This is a genomic window from Methyloceanibacter sp. (genome assembly GCF_049590335.1).
In the GTDB taxonomy this organism is placed as follows: domain Bacteria; phylum Pseudomonadota; class Alphaproteobacteria; order Rhizobiales; family Methyloligellaceae; genus Methyloceanibacter.
On the sequence record NZ_JBAWCQ010000016.1, the window covers coordinates 12397 to 30988 of the forward strand.

General features: G+C 62.4%; 19 protein-coding genes. 6 read left to right on the top strand and 13 right to left on the bottom strand.

Translation table 11 applies throughout. The features are described from left to right. The first annotated feature begins 22 nt into the window (after positions 1–22). The 3 genes from purM (at position 23) to WBQ77_RS00980 (ending at position 3406) form a co-directional block, all read left to right on the top strand. Entirely contained in the window at positions 23–1090 is a 1068-nt protein-coding gene (gene purM / locus WBQ77_RS00970) for a phosphoribosylformylglycinamidine cyclo-ligase (protein WP_424058545.1), read from the top strand. Then, positions 1087–1761, top strand: a complete 675-nt coding sequence (purN, locus tag WBQ77_RS00975) for a phosphoribosylglycinamide formyltransferase (RefSeq protein WP_424042684.1) — start codon at positions 1087–1089, stop codon at positions 1759–1761. Before purM ends, purN begins: the two co-directional genes overlap by 4 nt. 280 nt (positions 1762–2041) lie before the next feature. Then, a complete protein-coding gene (locus WBQ77_RS00980) occupies positions 2042–3406 on the top strand; it encodes a cytochrome P450 (RefSeq protein ID WP_424042685.1) in 1365 nt (454 codons plus the stop codon). A 115-nt stretch (positions 3407–3521) separates the two neighbouring features. On the opposite strand, the gene ndk is transcribed toward WBQ77_RS00980, so the two are convergent. After that, positions 3522–3944: a nucleoside-diphosphate kinase gene (gene ndk / locus WBQ77_RS00985; protein ID WP_424042686.1), complete on the bottom strand. Its 423-nt coding sequence runs from the start codon at positions 3942–3944 to the stop codon at positions 3522–3524. A gap of 163 nt (positions 3945–4107) precedes the next feature. On the opposite strand from ndk, the gene WBQ77_RS00990 reads away from it, so the two are divergent. Next, positions 4108–4458, top strand: a complete 351-nt coding sequence (locus WBQ77_RS00990; RefSeq protein ID WP_424042687.1) for a DUF3147 family protein — start codon at positions 4108–4110, stop codon at positions 4456–4458. 21 nt (positions 4459–4479) lie between these two features. Here the strand turns inward: WBQ77_RS00990 and WBQ77_RS00995 are convergent, their stop codons facing one another. The 9 genes from WBQ77_RS00995 to WBQ77_RS01035 all read right to left on the bottom strand — a co-directional run bounded on the left by WBQ77_RS00995 (position 4480) and on the right by WBQ77_RS01035 (position 13211). Continuing rightward, entirely contained in the window at positions 4480–4938 is a 459-nt protein-coding gene (locus WBQ77_RS00995; protein WP_424042688.1) for a DNA polymerase III subunit chi, read from the bottom strand. Next, a complete protein-coding gene (gene der, locus WBQ77_RS01000; RefSeq protein ID WP_424058509.1) occupies positions 4938–6308 on the bottom strand; it encodes a ribosome biogenesis GTPase Der in 1371 nt (456 codons plus the stop codon). Before der ends, WBQ77_RS00995 begins: the two co-directional genes overlap by 1 nt. Positions 6309–6411: 103 nt before the next feature. Continuing rightward, positions 6412–7170, bottom strand: coding sequence for a tetratricopeptide repeat protein (locus WBQ77_RS01005; protein ID WP_424058511.1), 759 nt, complete (start codon positions 7168–7170; stop codon positions 6412–6414). 186 nt (positions 7171–7356) lie between these two features. Further along, positions 7357–8214 carry a 3-methyl-2-oxobutanoate hydroxymethyltransferase gene (gene panB, locus WBQ77_RS01010; protein WP_424042691.1) on the bottom strand — a complete coding sequence of 286 codons (858 nt, stop codon included), beginning with the start codon at positions 8212–8214 and terminating at the stop codon, positions 7357–7359. Between the two features lie 95 nt (positions 8215–8309). Beyond that, complete coding sequence (locus WBQ77_RS01015; protein WP_424042692.1) at positions 8310–8882, bottom strand: NnrU family protein; 573 nt, start codon at positions 8880–8882, stop codon at positions 8310–8312. A 210-nt stretch (positions 8883–9092) separates the two neighbouring features. Further along, positions 9093–10100, bottom strand: coding sequence for a hypothetical protein (locus tag WBQ77_RS01020; RefSeq protein WP_424042693.1), 1008 nt, complete (start codon positions 10098–10100; stop codon positions 9093–9095). A 222-nt stretch (positions 10101–10322) separates the two neighbouring features. Next, positions 10323–11045 (bottom strand): class I SAM-dependent methyltransferase, encoded by a 723-nt coding sequence (locus tag WBQ77_RS01025; protein WP_424042694.1) that lies wholly within the window; start codon positions 11043–11045, stop codon positions 10323–10325. A gap of 37 nt (positions 11046–11082) precedes the next feature. Beyond that, positions 11083–12501: a hypothetical protein gene (locus WBQ77_RS01030; protein WP_424058515.1), complete on the bottom strand. Its 1419-nt coding sequence runs from the start codon at positions 12499–12501 to the stop codon at positions 11083–11085. Positions 12502–12779: 278 nt separating this feature from the next. Next, on the bottom strand, positions 12780–13211 hold the full coding sequence (locus WBQ77_RS01035; protein ID WP_424042696.1) for an RrF2 family transcriptional regulator: 432 nt from the start codon (positions 13209–13211) through the stop codon (positions 12780–12782). A 150-nt stretch (positions 13212–13361) separates the two neighbouring features. On the opposite strand from WBQ77_RS01035, the gene WBQ77_RS01040 reads away from it, so the two are divergent. Continuing rightward, positions 13362–13871 carry a cytochrome P460 family protein gene (locus WBQ77_RS01040; protein WP_424042697.1) on the top strand — a complete coding sequence of 170 codons (510 nt, stop codon included), beginning with the start codon at positions 13362–13364 and terminating at the stop codon, positions 13869–13871. A 14-nt stretch (positions 13872–13885) separates the two neighbouring features. Here WBQ77_RS01040 and guaA read toward each other — a convergent pair whose 3' ends face one another. After that, positions 13886–15481 (bottom strand): glutamine-hydrolyzing GMP synthase, encoded by a 1596-nt coding sequence (guaA, locus tag WBQ77_RS01045; RefSeq protein WP_424058517.1) that lies wholly within the window; start codon positions 15479–15481, stop codon positions 13886–13888. Positions 15482–15627: 146 nt separating this feature from the next. On the opposite strand from guaA, the gene WBQ77_RS01050 reads away from it, so the two are divergent. After that, a complete protein-coding gene (locus tag WBQ77_RS01050; protein WP_424058519.1) occupies positions 15628–16707 on the top strand; it encodes a methyltransferase in 1080 nt (359 codons plus the stop codon). 48 nt (positions 16708–16755) lie between these two features. On the opposite strand, the gene WBQ77_RS01055 is transcribed toward WBQ77_RS01050, so the two are convergent. Together WBQ77_RS01055 and WBQ77_RS01060 are read right to left on the bottom strand one after the other, a co-directional pair. Beyond that, positions 16756–18051: an RsmB/NOP family class I SAM-dependent RNA methyltransferase gene (locus tag WBQ77_RS01055; protein ID WP_424058521.1), complete on the bottom strand. Its 1296-nt coding sequence runs from the start codon at positions 18049–18051 to the stop codon at positions 16756–16758. After that, on the bottom strand, positions 18051–18479 hold the full coding sequence (locus WBQ77_RS01060; RefSeq protein ID WP_424058523.1) for an MAPEG family protein: 429 nt from the start codon (positions 18477–18479) through the stop codon (positions 18051–18053). The genes WBQ77_RS01055 and WBQ77_RS01060 overlap by 1 nt, the downstream gene beginning before the upstream one ends. Positions 18480–18592 lie beyond the last annotated feature (113 nt).

An 18592-nucleotide genomic window follows, 5' to 3' on the forward strand; every position in this document is an offset into this window, starting at 1 on the left:
CGACGTGCCCCACCCTTCCGACGTGTCCAAGCCCGGCGACAAGCCCCTGACCTATCGCGAAGCCGGTGTCGATATCGATGCCGGAAATGCCCTTGTCGACGCTATCGGTCCCCTTGCCGCCAAGACCAAGCGCGCGGGCGTTCTCGGTAATCTCGGTGGCTTCGGCGGGCTGTTCGATCTGGCCGCATGCGGCTTCAAGGACCCGGTCCTGGTGGCAGCGACCGACGGGGTCGGGACCAAGCTGAAGCTCGCCATCGACACGGGGCTCCATGCCGGGATCGGCATCGATCTCGTCGCCATGAGCGTCAACGACCTCGTGGTCCAAGGCGCCGAGCCGCTCTTCTTCCTCGACTATTTCGCGACCGGCAAACTGGACGTGGGCGTGGCCGCCGAGGTCGTGGCCAGCATCGCCGAAGGGTGTAGCCAAGCGGGCTGCGCGCTGATCGGTGGCGAGACCGCCGAGATGCCCGGCCTCTATGGCGATGGCGACTACGACCTCGCGGGCTTCGCGGTCGGTGCCGTGGAGCGGGACGCGGTCCTGCCCCGCCCCGACCTGAAGGCCGGCGATGTCATGGTCGGACTGCCCTCCTCCGGTTGCCACGCCAATGGTTTCTCTCTTGTCCGCCGCGTCGTAGCCGCCTGCGGCCTCAGCTGGAGTGACCCGGCACCATTTGCGCCAGACGCTGCGCTCGGCGACGCGCTCCTCGCGCCAACACGCATCTATGTCCGCCAAGTGCTTGAAACGATTCGGGCCAACCCCGGCGCCGTGAAGGCGCTGTGCCACATCACGGGCGGCGGGCTGATCGACAATCTGCCCCGCATCCTGCCCCCGACGCTCTCGGCCGCGATCGATGTGGAGGCCATCGGCATGCCGCCCGTCTTTGCCTGGCTCAAGGCCGAAGCGCGACTCGATGCGCACGAGATGTACCGGACCTTCAATTGCGGGATAGGCATGGTGGTCGCGATTGCACCCGACGATTTCACGCGTGTCCGTACCAGCCTCGGACCTGAGGCACTGCCGATCGGCACACTCACAGCGCGGGGCGACGGTCCGGCCGTCGTGCTCGGCGCTACGGATATCCCGGCATGAGCACGAAGCGGCGCGTCGGCGTTCTGATCTCCGGCCGCGGCAGCAATCTGCAGGCGCTGATCGATGCCGCCAAGGCCCCCGACTACCCTGCCAAACTCGTGCTTGTGGTTTCCAACGTGCCTGACGTCCAGGGCCTGACCCGCGCCGAGGTGGCCGGCATCCCGACCTGTACAGTCAATCACCGCGACTTCCCATCGCGCGAAGCCTTCGAGGCCGCGCTGGACGAGGCATTGGGCGGCGCAGGTGCGGAACTCCTCTGCAACGCTGGCTTCATGCGTTTGCTGACGGAAAGCTTCGTTTCCCGCTGGCTAAACCGCCACCTCAACATCCACCCCTCGCTGCTGCCGGCCTTCAAAGGACTCGACACTCATGCGCGGGTCCTGAACGCCGGTGCAACGATAACCGGATGCACGGTCCATTTCGTGCGTGCGGCCATGGACGACGGACCGATCGTGGCGCAAGCAGCCGTGCCGATCCATGCGGACGACACTGAGGAGAGTCTCGCGGCGCGCGTGCTTGCCGCCGAACATCGCCTCTATCCTCATGCCTTACGGCTCGTCGCCTCCGGACAGGTCACCATGGACGGCGAACGCGTTGTCGGTATGCTAGAGGGGGCCGATGGCACCTACGAAGTTGCCCTTTTTTCGCCCCCGCTTCCGGGCAATTTTTGACCCTGTACTCAGAAACTTGGAAAAACACGCAAACAGACCCGCAAAACTTGACGCATCGCAAGACTGCGCGGCGCAAGGGCCCGTAGACAACGCAGACAAGCGGATGCTAGGAACAACGACTACTCAGTCGATCTCCGCAACACTGAACCGCGTGCAGAAGATCTGCGCACGCGAACGTTGCCCGAGACCTAGTGCTGATCTTGCGGTTTGGCCTCAAGCCCTGTCTGGCACGCTTGGCCCAACGGGAGCATTTGGCCCAACAATAAGAGGGATGGCGTAAATGGCGGACATGACGGTCGCCTACTCCGCGTCGCACGGTCTCGGAGAAGAGCAAAGCATCTGGTTCAAGCTCTCGGCGCTTTTGAATCAAGAGAACCCCATGCAGGTTCTCATGGCGCTGTGCGAGAAGTACAACGGCGTCCTGCCGGTCAATCTCAAGAACCAGCGCATTGTTCTGCTGAGCGAACCTGAACACGCCGAGCGCGTCCTCGTGACGAACGCGGACAATTACACCAAATATTTCGACGGGCTCCGTCCCGTTTTCGGCCGCAGCATGATCACCATCGACGGTGCACTTTGGCAGAAGATCCGCGTGCCACAGCAGGCGGCCTTTCATCCGAAAATGTTCGAGGAATACTTCCCCTATCTGATGTCGGCCATCGACTCGAAGATGAGCCGCTGGAAGAAATTCGCCGAGACCGGCGAGACCGTCGAGATGGTGGAAGAGACCTGGACACTGGCTGCCGAGATGGTGTGCAAGGCTCTGTTCGATCGCGAAATGCCGTTCAACCCTCATTTCGTGTTCAAGCAGGTCAAGACCTACACCGACGTGATGAACCACAAGACCATGCGCCTGAAGAGTGTGCGCGGCGAGCTTGAGGAGATCACGGACGAGGATCCGGCCAAGGCCATGGAGATCTGGCACTCGGTCCCGGACGCGGTAATTGGCGCTGACGTGATCGATCACCGCGATAAAACCCTGCTGACGGCGATGCTCGAGGCCGAGGCCGATCCGGATTTTCCGGAGTTCGACCATCGCCAGGTCATCGACGAAATGAAGCAGTACCTGTGGGCGGGAACCGAGACCACGGCGCTGACGCTCGCCTGGTCGCTCTACCTCCTATCGCAGCACCCCGAAGCGATGGAGCGCGTCCGCGAAGAAGCGCACCGGGTTTGCGGCGACGACGATCCCGATTGGAGCCAGGTGCAGCAGCTCAGCTACACCCGCATGGTGATCCAAGAGACCATGCGCCTCTATCCACCGATCTGGGGTTTGATCCGCATTGCTCAAGACGACGACGAAATCGCCGGGCACAAGATCAAGGCGGGCGACAAGGTTTCGATGCTCTCCTATATCGCTCATCACAGCCCGAAATATTGGGAAGAGCCGGAGAAGTTCGATCCGGAGCGGTTTGCGCCCGAGCGTGCCAAGAAGCGGCGGAAATATTCCTACCTGCCCTTCGCTGCCGGGAAACGCGCCTGTATCGGCGGGGCACTCTCGCAGATCGAAAACACGCTGGCGCTCGTCCAGCTCCTGCGCCGCTTCACACCCGAATATGTGGGGCCAACCCCGGCGAAGATCCGCGCGACCGTCACGCTCTGCCCGCAGGGCGGCCTGCCCTTCCGCATCCGCGAACTGAGCTAGTCACGGCTAAGAGCGTACGCATCTCAACGGTCAAAGGACCGGCTGAGCATAGCAAGCGACGCGCAAGAACCTTGCGCGTCGGAAAAAGCATCTCACAAATGTAGGCGAAAGCCCCTTACCCGACGATCTCGCCCTTCTTAAAGCAGAGATCGATTTCGCGCTTGGCGCTTTCGGGGCTGTCGGACCCGTGCACGGAGTTGCGCTGCAGGCTAATGGCGAAATCTTTGCGGATCGTTCCCGGATCGGCGTCAACTGGGTTGGTTGAGCCCATGACCGTTCGGTTGCGCTTGATCGCGTCTTCCCCTTCGAGCACCTGAACCACGATGGGGCCGGAGGTCATGAATTTGACCAGGTCGGCGAAAAAATCGCGCTTTTTGTGCATTTCGTAGAATTCTTCGGCCTGCTTCTTCTTCCACCAGATGCGCTTCTGCGCGACCACCCGGAGGCCCGCGCCTTCCAGGCGCGCGACGATCAGCCCTGTAATATTGCGCTCGGTCGCGTCGGGCTTGATGATCGAGAGCGTGCGTTCGATGGCCATAGCCGTAAGTCCTTCTAGTCTCTGATTCTTTAGTATTTTTGTATCTCGGCCGGGCTTATAGCCATCGGTCATGATGGCCACAAGGCGCGGGCGTTAAAATCAATTGGTGTGTGATATGAAAGCCCCAGATTCATTGCCCAGATAACGCAGTGAGGACGTACCGATGCTCTATGCCACGATCAAGGTTCTTCTGACGAGCGTTCTTGTGGTCGCAGTCTCCGAAGCCGCCAAACGCAGCACCCTATTCGGCGCACTGATCGCCTCGATTCCACTGACCTCGGTGTTGGCCATGATCTGGCTCTATGTGGACACCGGCGACACGGAAAAGATCGCGCGCCTGTCCACGGGAATCTTCTGGTTGGTTCTGCCCTCGCTCGTGTTGTTTCTCAGCCTGCCCATCCTTTTGCGGACCGGCCTGGATTTCTATGCAAGCCTGGCGGCCTCGATGGCCCTCACGGTCGGCGCCTATTTCGCGATGCTCTACATCCTAGGGCTTGCCGGTATCGAAATCTGACGATCCAAGCACTGATTTGGATTAGGCTTTCTTCTGCCACCGCCCGCCTTCGTCCTGCTGCCAATAGCTCACCGTGAGTCCCCGCTCTTTTGCCACCGCCCACGCCTCCCGGGCGCGCACAACGGCGTCTATATCGTGACCGTCGAAGATATGGACCACGCGCGCGTAGTCGCCCACCACGTCCAAGCTGGCACCGTCCACCAGGAAGCGGACAGCCGCATCATTGGGATTTGTATCGCCATCGGTCAGGTAGACAGGCTGTGCGTCCGGGGTGCCGTCGGCGTCGGCGCCATGGGGCAGGAAGCTCTCCTCGCGGTAGGTCCAGAGTAGCATGTTGAGGGCCTCGACCCGCTCCGGGCTCGATGCCTGAACCACAGCCCGCCAGCCCCGATCCAAGGATCGCTCCAGCAGCGCCGGCAAGACCTGCTCCAGTGTGCGGCTCTCCAAATGATAGAAGAAGACCTCCGTCTCGCCACTCATCACGACTTGGCCTTCACATACGGATTGTTGCCTTTGCGCAGGTTGAAGCGAATAGGCACGCCCGGCAGATCGAAGGATTCGCGTAAGCCGTTCACGAGATAGCGGACGTAAGAATCCGGCAGCGCCTTGGGCTGGGAGCAGAACGCGATGAACGTCGGTGGCCGGGCGTTGGCCTGGGTCATGTAGCGGATCTTCAGGCGGCGCCCGGAAACAGCCGGCGGGGCATGCGCATCAATCATAGCGGCAAGCCAATCGTTCAGAGCGGCGGTGGGCAGGCGCCGGTTCCACACCGCGTCCGCCGCGAGCACAGCATCCATGAGCCGGTCGACGCCCTTGCCGCTCTGGGCTGACAGCGTCACCAAAGACACGCCCCTGACCTGGGGAAGCAGGCGCTGACACATCTCGCGCAGTTCGGCGAGACGAGCCTGCTTTTCCGAAACGAGATCCCATTTATTGATGGCGATGACAAGCGCACGGCCTTCGCGAGCGGCGAGGTCGGCGATCTGCAGGTCCTGTTTCTCGAAAGGCTTTTCCGCATCGAGCAGTAACACCACGACCTCGGCGAACTTGATCGCTCGCAGCGTATCGCCGACCGAAAGCACTTCGGCGCGCGCATCAATCCGCGCCTTGCGCCGAAGGCCCGCCGTGTCGAACACGCGGAGGCGGCGGGACCCCCAAGCGATCTCCGATGCGATGGCGTCGCGTGTGATCCCCGCTTCCGGACCCGTGATCATGCGGTCCTCGCCAAGAAGCGCGTTGACCAGCGTGGATTTGCCCACATTGGGCCGACCCGCAATCGCAATCCGCAACGGATAGACGCCATCTTCGTCCGGCTCGCCTTCCTCGGCCCCGCCATCCGGCGCAGCTTCTTCTTGGGCGCTGCGATAGGCCTCCGCGATCGCATCGATCACATCGCCGATTCCAAGTCCGTGTTCGGCGGACGTCGCAAAGGGCTCGCCAAGACCCATTGAAAACGCCTCGTAATACCCGGGCTCGGCGGCCCGCCCTTCGGACTTGTTGGCCACAAGCACGACGGTCTTGCCGTGCTTGCGCACAAGATCGGCGAAGATTTCATCGGCCGCCGTAACGCCGGTCCGGGAATCGATGATGAAAAGGACGAGTTCTGCCTGCTCAATGGCCGCTTCGGTCTGCAGCCGCATGCGCGCGGTGAGCCCGTCATCGCCGGATTCCAGACCCGCCGTATCGATCAGTGTGAGCGGGCATCCCTCTAGGACGACCTCCACCTCGCGGCGGTCGCGTGTCAGCCCCGGCTGATCGTCGACGAGCGCGAGCCTTCTGCCCACGAGCCGGTTGAACAGCGTGGACTTGCCCACATTGGGGCGTCCGACAATGGCGACGGTAAAGGGCATGAATGCGAGATCGCGGAGTCCGGTGTTTCAGGCCAACGAAGACAAGCGAAGGAACACAAAAAAGGCAGGCAAACAAGAACCGCCGGACCAAGACGACGGTGCGCTAGTTGGTAGTCGATGCGTCCGTCTTGGTGTCGTCCGCTTTGGCGTCGTTTTTCTTGGTTTCGTCCGATGTGGGCTCATCGGTGCTGGACCCGCCTTCCGTGGCGGTCTGGCTGAGAATGAGGGCAAGCATCACGTTGGCGCGGTCGCGCATATTCCGCGGCGTTCCCCCATCGACCAAGAGCGCGCTGAACTGGTCCTCGGCGGCTTTAAAGTCGTCGTGCTGATAGGCCGAGAGCCCCAGCAGCTCGCGCGCGGAATAACGCCAAGCGCTTTTCCCGTTTGCCAAACCGTCGAGGCGCGTCTGCATTTCCGCATAGTCTGCCGTGTCGAGCCGAAGCGTGGCCGCCTGAAGTGTGGCAAGCCCCTTTAGAATTGGATCGACCCGGCGCTCCTTGGCCAGCGCCTCGTAGGCTTCGACGGCCTTATCGGTCTCGCCGGCCTTGGCCTGGCTCGATGCGAGCTGAAACCGTGACAAAACGCGATAGCCGGACGGGCCGTCCTTGACGAGCCTTTCGAACACCTCGTTCGCCTTGGCCTGATCTGCGCCGCTCTCGAATGAGAGGGCGGTCGAGAATTCATCGCCTGCGGTCTCGGCCGCGCTCTCTTTCAGGTAGGTCCAGATATTGTAACCGACGACGCCGATAATGAGCGCCAGGGCGAGAACGATGACGTAGATACCGAACTTGTCCCAAAGGGCCTTGTACCGCTCCTGACGAACCGCCTCGTCGACTTCGCGAATGAAACTGTTGTCGGTCATGTGGTTAAGAGCTCTTTCGGCTTTCGGAACGGCGCGCGGGCGCGGGTGAACGGGCACGGCTGTAGAACCCGGGCGAACGCCCGGCTTAACCCACGCCGTATAGTGAAGGCCGCTAGTTCGCGCAAGGCTGAATGCCACCGGCCGGCCGCGAGCCCCCGGGACGCCCCAGCGCGACCTCCTGGGCTATCAGACTGAAATTTTGACTTTTTTGGGCGCTGAGGGCACTTCATCCAGGGTCGAATAGGTATGTTCCTCGGCCGGAAAGGCACCCGCGCGGACGTCCCGCGCATAGGCTTTCACCGCTCCCTCCACCGCGGATCGGAGCTCGGCGTACTCCTTGACGAATTTCGGCACCCTCGGGGCGAGCCCAAGCATGTCCTCGAGCACCAGGACTTGCCCATCGCATTCGGCCGACGCGCCGATACCGATCGTGGGGATCGGCACGTCCTTGGTGATGCGTGCGGCGAGCGCCTCGGCAATAGCCTCGATCACCATGGAGAACGCGCCTGCTTCGGCCACTGCGCGGGCATCGTCCTCGAACCGGGCCCATTCGGCGCGGCGGCGCCCGCGGGCCGCGAACCCGCCAAGCTGATTGACTGCCTGTGGCGTCATGCCGATATGTCCCATCACGGGAATACCGCGCGCCGTCAGATAAGCGATGGTCTCGGCCATCTGCACACCACCTTCGAGTTTAACGGCGCCGCAACCCGTTTCCTTCATGAGGCGGGCCGCGCTCCGGAAGGCGACGGCGGGGCTCTCCTCATAGGAGCCGAACGGCAGATCGACCACGACGAGCGCCCGCTCCGAGCCGCGCACAACGGCCTGAGCATGCGCGACCATCAGATCGAGTGGCACGGGCACCGTGGTCTCCAGGCCGTGGAACACCATGCCTAGCGAGTCGCCAACCATGAGAACGTCCACATGGGGATCGACCAGCGCGGCCGTCTGAGCGTGGTAGGAGGTCAGCACCACGATGGGCTCACCGCCTTTGCGTGCAGCTATGTCCGGCGCGGTGATGCGCTTGATGTAGGTCTGATGTGACACAGGCCCTAACCTCGCGAATTTTCGTTCGTGCGACCCGTCTTATGGCAGACATATAGGCATCTGTGCAGCGCAAAAACAGTCCGCCGCAGGCGCCCTTACATCGCCACCACCGGCTTGCCGATCAGAAGCGGGTGCAGCCAGATCAAGAATACCGCGTAAAAGACGAGCCCCAAGATCACCGCGATGATGTCGTTACGCGGGCTCCCCGGCCCTGGCGTCTCGATCAACTCCGTGGGCTGGCGGTGTTTCAGCGCGATCCGGTCATAGACTGCATAGGCCAGGAACGACCCGAACAGGATGATGCCCGCAAGATCGCCATTGGCGAGCAGATGGGCGAGCGCCCAGGTCTTGATCGCGGCCAGCATGGGATGCTTCACAACCGCCTTGATGCGCCCCGGCACATAGGACGCGACCAGAAAGATAAAGGCAGGAAGCATCAGCAGCATCGCCACGTGCCGCATCCAAGTTGGGGGCGTCCAAATGGGAATGATGGGCGCCTTGGCGAAACCGTAAACAAGCAGCACGAAGCCGAGAATTGAAAACACCGAGAACGCGGCCCTGTAGCCGTTCGCTCCCAGCCTCTCGATCAACCGCTCGCGCAGACCCCCGAACGTGGGCAGTAGGTGAATACCCAGAAACACCACGATCCCGATGATAAGCAGCGCCATAGCGAACCTCCCTCAATCTCGCGGGGACACTATCATGCTGGCTTGGCCGACGCGATGCGCGGATCGTCCGGGATGTTGCTATGCATAACCGCAGCACTCCATCAGTAGGCTGAGTTAAGTCAGCGTTCCCAGGGTGACGGCATGACTATCGAAAGCGCAGATTAGACTGCGCAGGTTCAGACTGTGTATGGCGCGATGATCAGGATCGGCTTATCCAGAACGGCAGATCGGCAGAGGACGCGGTGGTGGGCGCGGGCGCGCCTTTCGATACCGGGCGATGATCGGCTCCAGCTTTTCCTTCGGCCAGAATTTGGGCGCGCCAATCTCCCGTAAGCATCTGGCATTCCAGTAGAGCCCCGCGCTAGACGGCTTCTGGCGGGACTTCAAGGCTTTCGCGACCGCTTCGATGTCGCGCGACTCCGGATAGATATAGACCGTGGTCGGCTGCTCCTTGATCATGTCCACAATCAGTTCCGAGTCCTCCGGCGTCCAACTGGTACAGCCATTGCTGCGCCCAGAGCTGTAGTTCAAGAGCCGGCCATAGGGCACGTAGCCCTTCTCGTTTGCATAGGGGCTGTCCGGACGCTTACGAAGACACAAGCCCCGCAAGAGCACGGCCGAATGCCCGCCAATAGCGCGTTCGCGCGCGTTGGCCGTATCGCCCTCGCCCTCGAACTGCACGAAGGCGCGCACCAGCGGCACGGACTTGCCGCGAGTCCGGTAGTAGCCTTTGAACGAGGTCCGCGTTTCGGCCGTCACATAGCCGCCGCCGGTCGTCAACTTGGAGCCCTCGGCGTTGCTGAAATTCTTCGCGCAGCGCTGGCCGTTCGCGAAATTGGCGCCCGGTAGTCTCCGTCCGTTTCCGTAGCCGGACGAAATCGCGCGGAAAGACATATCGTGTTCGCAGATGATGTAGAACCGGCGCGCTACGCCGCCGCTGCCCGCAACGCTGGGCCGCGTCGCATCCATGGCGAAATAACAGGGATGCTTAGCGGAACCCTCCACGACCTTCTGCATGTAGAGCGCCCGCGCCCTCTGCAGGACGATTTCGGAAATCTGCCCGTCGCCATCCCCCACATGGCGCTGCAGCCATGGCGGAGTGGCTTCGAAGTGCTCGTCGGCAAGCGCGCGGGGCAGCTCAAGCAATGCAGCCAGTGCGGCGGCGCTTACAATAGCCAGTAGACTGACGACCCTCCGGCGGCGAGGAATCAATCTCACCAATTGTAGTCTCCTATTGAATCGTTCGCCTTTCGATTCTGTGCGGAAAAACGCCCCTATTGAGGCGTTTTGCTGACGCGAATCGGACACGCAAGACAACCGACGCTAATCATAGACGATAAAACCTCAGTGTAACCCCTGCGCCTTGCGCAGGGTAGATTTCGGTGGAGTTCGCTCGTTTGACTGAAGCGCGCGGGCCCGAAATCAGACCTGCGTCAGAATTCACGCACGGGCGTAAACGTGCAGCGCACCGCCGAGCGTGCCTTGCTCCAGGCAGCGGAGCATATCCGCATATTTTTTCCGCACCGCCTCGAAGAGTTCGGGGGATCGCGCGGCCGCAAGGGCCACCCGGTTCCCGTCCATGCGGGCTAGGAAGCGGCCGTACCAGGCGGCATAGGCCAGATCGAGGTTGACGATGCCGGTGCACGCCCATCCCTGGCGTTCGGGGAGCTGGCGCATCTGCGTCATGGAATGGACGCTCGGCGGCAAACACTCGGTCCCGGCCAGGGCACAGCCGTCATAGGCGGTGTAATCGAACACGGCGATGCGCGCGCCCGAGTTCGAAACCTTTCGGAACGATGAGAAGCACGCCTCCAGATCGGGACAGGCATAGAGTGAATTGAAGGCGTAGATCACGTCCATCTTGGGCAGGGCCATTTCGCCGAGCTTGGTGACATCGCCTAGTATGAACTGCGAGTCCTGATAGGCGGCGTTGGCGTAACGCATAGACTCCGCGTCGAGATCGACCCCAACGACCACGGCGCCAGTCTTCTTACCGATCGCGTCCGCTGTGCCCCCCAGGCCGCAGCCCGCATCGAGCACGGTCTCGCGCGGTTCCGGCTTCACATGGGACAGAACGAGATCGATGGCCTCTTCCTCGCCGGGATGGGCGAAGTCGCCGCCGCGAACGTGCGCAAGGAACGCCTTGTTCTCGAATGTGTTCATCGACGGCACAGCGAAAGCCTACCCCCGCGCGGGCGCCTTAGCGAGCTGAACCGACAACCGTTTTGCAGAGCGGTAGATCGGACAAGGTTCGCGGCCGCGCGGGCTTGCGCTTCTGCGCGTAGCGCGTGAGCGCCGGCTCGAGCTTTTCCCGCGGCCAGAAATTCGGCTTCCCGATCTCCCGCAAGCAGGACGCGCTCCAATAGGTGCCGGCGCGCGACGGCGACTGTCCAGCCTCGACGGCGCGCCCGACGGCCACGATGTCTTTCGCTTCCGGGTAGATATAGACCGTGGTCGGCCTATTCTTGGCAATCGCCAGAATCGTCTCATTTTCCGCTTGCGGCCAGCTGGTGCAGCCGCTTGAACGCCCGGCGCTATAGTCGACCAACTTGCCGTAAGGCACATAGCCATCCTTGTTCGCATGGGGGCTGCTCGGGATTTTCATCCGGCACATCCACTTCACGATCGCGGCCGAGTGCCCGCCAATAGCGCGCGCCCGCGCGGTCGCCGTTTCGCCTTCGCCTTCGAATTGCAGGAAGGAGCGCATCAGCGGCTGAGGGCCGCCGTCCGCGCTGTAATAGCCCTTGAATGACGTGCGGATCTCCGCCGTCATATAGCCGCCGCCGGTGGTCAGATGAGAATTGCGCGCATTTGAGAAATTCTTCGCGCAGCGCGACTTGTTCGACAGGTCGGCTAGACCTGTGAAGTTACGCCCTGCCCCATGGCCGGACGAGATGGCGCGGAACGTGCCCTTGGACTCGCAGATCACGTAGAACCGCTGTCCGCCGTCACCGGGGCGCGTCGCATCGAAAGCGAAATAGCACGGATTCTTAACCGCGCCGGCCCGCACCTTTTTCAGGTGAAAGTCGTGGGCACGCTTGAGCACAATGGCAGAGATTTGACCCTCGCCGTCACCGATATGCGGGTTCAGCCATGCGGGCAGGCCCGGAATGAGCGGCGCGGCGGGCGCTGGGGCGAGTACGGGCCCGAACGCGGCCGCGGGCCGAACAGCCGGCGCCCCTGAAACTTCTGGCGCGGGCGGCGCGACCGGAACGGTTCGAACCGACCGCACTGCTGGAACCTGTTGAGGCGGAACCGCCTGAGGCTTTGGGACGGCCTGAGGGGATGGCGCGGCCAGAACATCCGGCACAACGCTTGACCCGGGCAGTGTTCGGGCAACCGATGTCACACCTGCGTCCGGCACGGGCGCATTTCGCGCGGGCACATTCCGCACCGGCGCGTTCGGCACGGGCATGACGGGCGATTTCGCGGCCGGAGCAGGCGCCCGCGCAGTGGGAGCCGGAGCGTATTGCGGTGCGGGAGCTGGAACGGGAGGCGGAGTAGGCACTGGCACGGGCTGCACGTGCCAGGGGAGCTGCTGGGCAAACGCGGACGGCGAAACGAACAGCGGACAGGCGAGCGTAAATGTCAGCGCCGCACCAACGGAAACGTCCAGCATGGCGCGTATGGCACCAAAGCTTTTTGACTTACGTCCCTTTGAGATGTGAGTTGTCCCTCGCACGAGGCACGCTCCCCATTGTGCAAGCATGGCCGGCATACGAAAGCCCGCACGGTTCAACATTCAACGCGGACGTTTCCGGCCGGGATCCCTTTCGAGAAAATCACCTTCGAAACTAGAGCCCGAATGCTTAATCAGCCGTGAATGTGGCAAACGAGCGGCTCAGTCGTTAATAGGGCCTCGGTAAGGCCGCCCGAACGTTGCACCCTCAGAACTCGCTAATGCGCGCCGAGACGGCGGGCCAGCGCGGTACGACTGCTCGCAAGCTCCGAGAGCGTCCAGGCGTCAAGAACTTCCAGATACGCCTCGAGTGCATCGCTGAGCGCGCCCTGTAGCCGGCATACCGGCGTGATGCAGCACTCAGTCTTCGACCGAAAACACTCCACGAGGTCGAAGTCCTCCTCGGTCGCCCGCACCACTGCGCCAACGGAGATATGCTCAGGCGCAAGCGCCAACCGAATGCCTCCCTTGCGCCCTCGCAACGTCTCGACGAAGCCGAACCGGGACAGTCGCTGCACGACCTTCGAGATGTGATGGTGCGAGATACCATACGCGCCGGCGATCTGCTCGGCCGTCGCCAGCCGGTCGGGAAATGTAGCCAGGTACATCAGAACACGAAGCGAATAGTCGGTATGAAGGGTTAGCCTCATTGGCCTCTCCATGAGGAGGAAGCATTCCTCGCCGAAGGGTGAAATCTGACCGTCAAGAACGTCCTTGAATGCCATACAAAAAAATAGGTAAAATATATACCTATTATAGCCGCGGAACAACTGCGGGGCCAATCGAGATGGGAGGACTTTATGATACGCAAGGCTTCTGCCTTAGTGCTGGGACTTGGCCTGATCGCAAGCGTAGCGCTTGCCGATGAGGAGCGAGTCTCTTTTCCTGCCAACTACAAAACGACATTTGAGAACTACGTGAGTCTCGATCGGGTGCAAAACCACGATCAAATCATCAGGCTATTCGCGAATGACATAGCCATCGAAGCGGCGAAGGAGGGGCGCGAACTCCCCAATGGTTCAGTCCTTGTCGGTGAAGTCTACAAGGCGAAAAAGGACCCAGACGGCAAGGTCGCAACCAGCGCCCTCGGACGCCGCGTACGCGACAAGCTTGCAGCGGTTGCCGTCATGGAGAAGGGCGAAGGCTGGGGCGACAACTTCCCGGACGGCCTGAAGAACGGCGATTGGGACTTTGCCATATTCAAGCCGAGCGGCGAACGCCTTAACAAGGACCTCAACACGTGCCGGTCGTGTCACGCCCCAATGGCAAAGACACAGCATTTGTTCTCGCTGGAACATTTGGCACAGTAGAGCGGCGTAGCTCCCTATTCCCACTCGATGGTGCCCGGCGGTTTCGACGTGATGTCGTAGACCACGCGGTTGATGCCCCGCACCTCGTTGATGATGCGGGTTGCAGCGCGCCCCAGAAAGTCGTGGGAGAAGTCGAAATAGTCCGCCGTCATACCATCGGTCGAGGTGACGGCACGCAGCGCGCAGACGAAATCGTAGGTGCGCGCATCGCCCATCACGCCGACGGTGCGCACGGGCAGCAGCACGGCGAAGGCCTGCCAGATCGTATCGTAGAGGCCCGCTTTGTGGATCTCTTCCAGATAGATGGCGTCGGCCGCGCGCAGAATCTCTAGTTTCTCTTCCGTGATGTCGCCGGGAATGCGGATGGCGAGCCCCGGCCCTGGAAAGGGATGCCGCCCCACGAACGCGTCCGGCAGGCCAAGCTCGCGCCCTAGGCTACGCACCTCGTCCTTGAACAGAGCGCGCAAGGGCTCGACCAATTTGAGCTTCATAGTCTCGGGCAGGCCGCCCACATTGTGATGGGACTTGATGGTGACGGAAGGTCCCCCTGTGGCCGAGACGCTTTCGACCACGTCCGGATAGAGTGTGCCCTGGGCGAGGAATTGCGCATCTTCGAGCTTTTCGGACTCTTCCTCGAAGACCTCGATGAAGAGCCTCCCGATAATCTTGCGCTTGGCTTCCGGGTCCGAAATACCGTCAAGCGCGCGCAAGAAGCGTTCGCTTGCGTCCACATGAACCAGCGGGATGTTGTAGTGCCCGCGGAACAGCTCGACGACCTGGGTAGCCTCATCTTTGCGCAGGAGGCCGTGGTCCACGAAGATGCAGGTGAGCTGATCGCCGATGGCCTCGTGGATCAACAGCGCGGCGACAGAGGAGTCCACGCCACCTGAAAGGCCGCACACGACGCGGCCCGTGCCCACCTGTTTGCGAAGACGGTCCACTTCCGCCGTGCGAAACTGGGCCATGCTCCAATCGCCTGAACAGCCGCCAATCTTTCGCGCGAAGGTTTCGATCAGCGCCGCTCCTTTTGGCGTATGCACGACTTCCGGGTGGAACTGCACGCCATAGAGCTTGCGGTCGTCGTCGGCGATGGCGGCAAACGGCGCGCCCGTGGAGATGCCGACCGCACGAAATCCGGGGGGAAGCTTGGTGACGCGGTCGCCATGGCTCATCCAGACTTGCGCGCGCTCGCCCGTGGCGAACACACCGTCGAACAGCTTCGTCTTGTCCACGACCTCGAGTTCGGCCCGACCGAATTCGCGTTCGTTTCCCGGTTCCACCTGCCCGCCCAGCGCCGCCACCATAGCCTGTTCGCCATAGCAAATGCCGAGCACGGGCACGCCCGCGTCAAAGAGTGCGGCGGGCGCCCGGGGCGTGCCGCTCTCATGCACCGAGGCGGGGCCGCCCGACAGGATGATGGCTTTTGGGCGCACCGCGGCAAGTGCGGCCTCGGCCTTGTCGTAGGGCACGATTTCCGAATAGACGCCCGCTTCGCGCACGCGCCGGGCGATGAGTTGGGTCACCTGACTGCCGAAGTCGACGATCAGCACCCGATCTTGGGTGGCATCTGCTTGTTCTTGGTCTGCAGTTTTTTGTTCCATAAGCGCCATTTTCGGTTCCATTGGCAGCTAGTTATAGCAGGAGTCTCCGGGGCGCCGGGGATTTCGAACGCGTTTTCGGAACGGTTTTCGGCTCGGAAACACATCGCTTTACCCCTATCAAGGAGATGCGAGTTCGCTCCGAGGAGAAATGCCCCATGGGCCAAGACAGCGGCGGAGAAGAAGACACAGGCGAAAAAGATATGGACAAAAACGAGCAGCGCGCGATCGAAGAGCGGCTCAAAGGGCAGATCGCGTCCTACCACGAAGCGGCCCTGCTCTTCACGGCGGTCACGGCAGGTCTGCCGGACCTGTTGAACGCCGAACCCCGCACCGCGGAAGCGCTGGCGTCCGACCTAGGTCTAAAAACCGAGCCCATGCGCCGTTTCTTGCGCGGCCTCGTGGCCATGCAGCTTTGCGAGGCGCTGGACGACGGGCGCTTCGCCCTGACGCCCGCCGCCAAGGCGCTCACCTTCGGCAATCCCTCGAACTTGAGCGAGAAGGCCTTCGTCGCCGTGGGCCAGTATTGGATGCCCTGGATGTCGATGATGTATTCCTTGCGAACCGGCGAACCCTCGCTGCCCTTCGCGCTCAACAAGAGCTTCGCCGACTGGCGTGGTCCCAAGGCCGAGGAAGGCCGCTTCTTCTTCCGCTATGTCGCCAAGGAGGAACTGGCCAATCCCAACGGTCTCAAAGATGCTTTGGGTGACCTGCCGGAGGGTACCGTGATCGCGAGCCTTGGCGGCGGCTATGGCGCCTGGCTGGCGGATGTGTTGAGCCAGGGCCCCACCCTCAAAGCCGTCGTCTTCGATGCGCCGCCTGTTCTGGACGATGCGATGCGGCTCTTCGATGCCCTGGAGCTCGCCGACCGGGTCGCGTTTCTCCCCGGCGATGTCCTTGAGGCCATCTCCGTCTCGGCTGATGTCTTCGTCCTGAAGAGCGTTCTCCAGCAGCATGACGACGCGGGGGCGGCAAGGATCTTGGAGAACTGCCGCAAGACCATGGGCAAAAGCGGGCGTCTGATCGTCTATGAGCGGTTCATGCCCGAAGACGCCCGCGACGACCCGGATGCGATCATGCTCGACCTGCATATGCTGGCGATAACAGGCGGCAAGACCCGCACCAAAACAGAGATGGACATGCTGATCGCGGGCGCGGGGCTCGCGGTCGCCGGACACCGCAAGACCGCCGACCGCATGAGCGTTCTCGACGTGCGGTGCCCCGAACCGGACCCGTAAAGCTGGGCCCCAACCGATTGAAAGGAATCGCAAAATCCGGCGCGTGCCTCAGGCCCGGCGCTCCAGGACCGCCACGAAAAATCCGTCCGTACCGTGGCTGCGTGGCGTCATCAGCAACGTCTCGTCGGACCCATCCGCGGACGGCGGCGCTTCCGTCTCGATCGCCGCGTCCCACGCCTCGCGCCAGGGCGTCACCGCAAAGTCCGGGTGCCTCGCGAGAAAGCTCTCGACCTGCTCCCGGTTCTCGGTCGGCAGCACCGAGCAGGTAATGTAGGTGAGCCTTCCCCCCGGCTTCACGAGCCCGGCGCCCGCATCAAGCACCGCGACTTGATCGGCCACGCGCGCCGACAGCATCTCTGGACTCAAACGCCATTTGGCATCGGGCCGCCGCCGCCAGGTTCCCGAGCCCGTACAGGGGGCATCGATGACCACGCGGTCCATCCTGCCCTCTAGCACCCCGAGCCCCGCCTCTTCCCCCGCCTCCAACGCTTGGACATTGCGGACGCCCGCACGCCGCAGCCGCTCGAAAATGGGGCGCAAGCGCATCCGGCTGGTATCATAGGCGTAGAGCTGGCCGGTGTTCTGCATCGTCGCGGCGAGCGCCAATGTCTTGCCGCCTGCGCCTGCACAAAGGTCGATGACCTGCAAGCGGGGCCCCGCGCCCGACACGAGAGCGGCGATCTGCGAGCCTTCATCCTGCACCTCGAGCCAGCCCTTTCCATGGGCGGCGTCCGCCTCCAGATTGGGTATTCGCGCCGGTCCCTGCCGGGGGGCGATCCGCAGGCCCGAAGCCGCATAGGCTGTGGGCTGAGGCTCGAAACGCGCCAATGCTTTCAACACCTTGTCACGACTTGCTTTGAGCGTGTTGACCCGCAGATCGACGGGCGCGCGGACCGAGAGCGCGGCCCCCTCTTCTGCCGCGTCTCCGCCGAACATGCCCGCGAATGATGCCTCCAGCCATTGCGGGTAATCGCCCCGAACCCAGGACGGGACCTCGGTCGAGAGCGCACGGGCAAGCCCGGCGCGTTCGGCATCGCTCAAGGGCTCGGGCGCGAAACGGCTCCCGTCACACAGCGTGTCCACGTTGTCGGCCAGCATGGCCCAGGCGGTCACGAGCGCGCGCAATACCAGCGATCTTGGGCTATCGTCATCCATTGCGAAAGCGAGAGAAGAGCGCTGCCGCAGGCAATCGAACACGAGACTGCCGATCGCGGCCCGGTCTCCCGATCCCGCGAAGCGATGGGTGAGCCCCCAGTCCTTCAACGCCTCTGAGGCGGGTCGCTTGCGCGCCGCCAAGTCGGTCAATACTTCGATGGCCGCACTGGCTCGTCCTGCTGGTGTCATTACAGCGTCTGGAACACGATGATCCGGCCGGCGACGAGGATCCACATCAGGGCGAGCGCGATCGCGCCCAGTAGAAACATGGGTGTCCGATGCGCGAGCTTATTGCTCGTCACATGGATGGCGGTATGGCCGATCCGGGTCAGCGTGAACATCCACATCAGCACGTAGACGGTCGTATCAAGGGTCTTGGTCATGAAGCCAAGTAGCACGACGACGTAGAACAGCGTGGGCATCTCCATGGCATTGTGAAAGGCGTTGCTCACCTGCTGCACGTAAGGAGGCCAGTCCGCCTGGCGCATGGCAGCCACTTCCGGCTGCACCTTGCCTGTCCGGATGGCCTGGAGCCTCAGAATGATCATCCAGAACAGCAGGGCAAAGGTCAGCGCGACCTGCAGGAACATGGGCAGCAGAATGGCTCCGAACGACATGGTATCCCCTTCATGGAGTGCGGTGCGCGATAGCATCGGGATAGGTGCGCGCCTCGCGCCCTTATACTCCGCCACCGTCGCCGTTGTAGAGACAGGGTTCGCCTCGTATCTCG

Excerpts from the sequence above, each read along its gene's own strand:
- purN (WP_424042684.1), top strand. The coding sequence starts at position 1,087 with ATGAGCACGAAGCGGCGCGTCGGCGTTCTGATCTCCGGCCGCGGCAGC.
- WBQ77_RS00980 (WP_424042685.1), top strand. The coding sequence starts at position 2,042 with ATGGCGGACATGACGGTCGCCTACTCCGCGTCGCACGGTCTCGGAGAA.
- ndk (WP_424042686.1), bottom strand. The coding sequence starts at position 3,944 with ATGGCCATCGAACGCACGCTCTCGATCATCAAGCCCGACGCGACCGAG.
- WBQ77_RS00990 (WP_424042687.1), top strand. The coding sequence starts at position 4,108 with ATGCTCTATGCCACGATCAAGGTTCTTCTGACGAGCGTTCTTGTGGTC.
- WBQ77_RS00995 (WP_424042688.1), bottom strand. The coding sequence starts at position 4,938 with ATGAGTGGCGAGACGGAGGTCTTCTTCTATCATTTGGAGAGCCGCACA.
- der (WP_424058509.1), bottom strand. The coding sequence starts at position 6,308 with ATGCCCTTTACCGTCGCCATTGTCGGACGCCCCAATGTGGGCAAGTCC.
- WBQ77_RS01005 (WP_424058511.1), bottom strand. The coding sequence starts at position 7,170 with ATGACCGACAACAGTTTCATTCGCGAAGTCGACGAGGCGGTTCGTCAG.
- WBQ77_RS01015 (WP_424042692.1), bottom strand. The coding sequence starts at position 8,882 with ATGGCGCTGCTTATCATCGGGATCGTGGTGTTTCTGGGTATTCACCTA.
- WBQ77_RS01025 (WP_424042694.1), bottom strand. The coding sequence starts at position 11,045 with ATGAACACATTCGAGAACAAGGCGTTCCTTGCGCACGTTCGCGGCGGC.
- WBQ77_RS01030 (WP_424058515.1), bottom strand. The coding sequence starts at position 12,501 with ATGCTGGACGTTTCCGTTGGTGCGGCGCTGACATTTACGCTCGCCTGT.
- WBQ77_RS01035 (WP_424042696.1), bottom strand. The coding sequence starts at position 13,211 with ATGAGGCTAACCCTTCATACCGACTATTCGCTTCGTGTTCTGATGTAC.
- WBQ77_RS01040 (WP_424042697.1), top strand. The coding sequence starts at position 13,362 with ATGATACGCAAGGCTTCTGCCTTAGTGCTGGGACTTGGCCTGATCGCA.
- guaA (WP_424058517.1), bottom strand. The coding sequence starts at position 15,481 with ATGGCGCTTATGGAACAAAAAACTGCAGACCAAGAACAAGCAGATGCC.
- WBQ77_RS01050 (WP_424058519.1), top strand. The coding sequence starts at position 15,628 with ATGGGCCAAGACAGCGGCGGAGAAGAAGACACAGGCGAAAAAGATATG.
- WBQ77_RS01055 (WP_424058521.1), bottom strand. The coding sequence starts at position 18,051 with ATGACACCAGCAGGACGAGCCAGTGCGGCCATCGAAGTATTGACCGAC.
- WBQ77_RS01060 (WP_424058523.1), bottom strand. The coding sequence starts at position 18,479 with ATGTCGTTCGGAGCCATTCTGCTGCCCATGTTCCTGCAGGTCGCGCTG.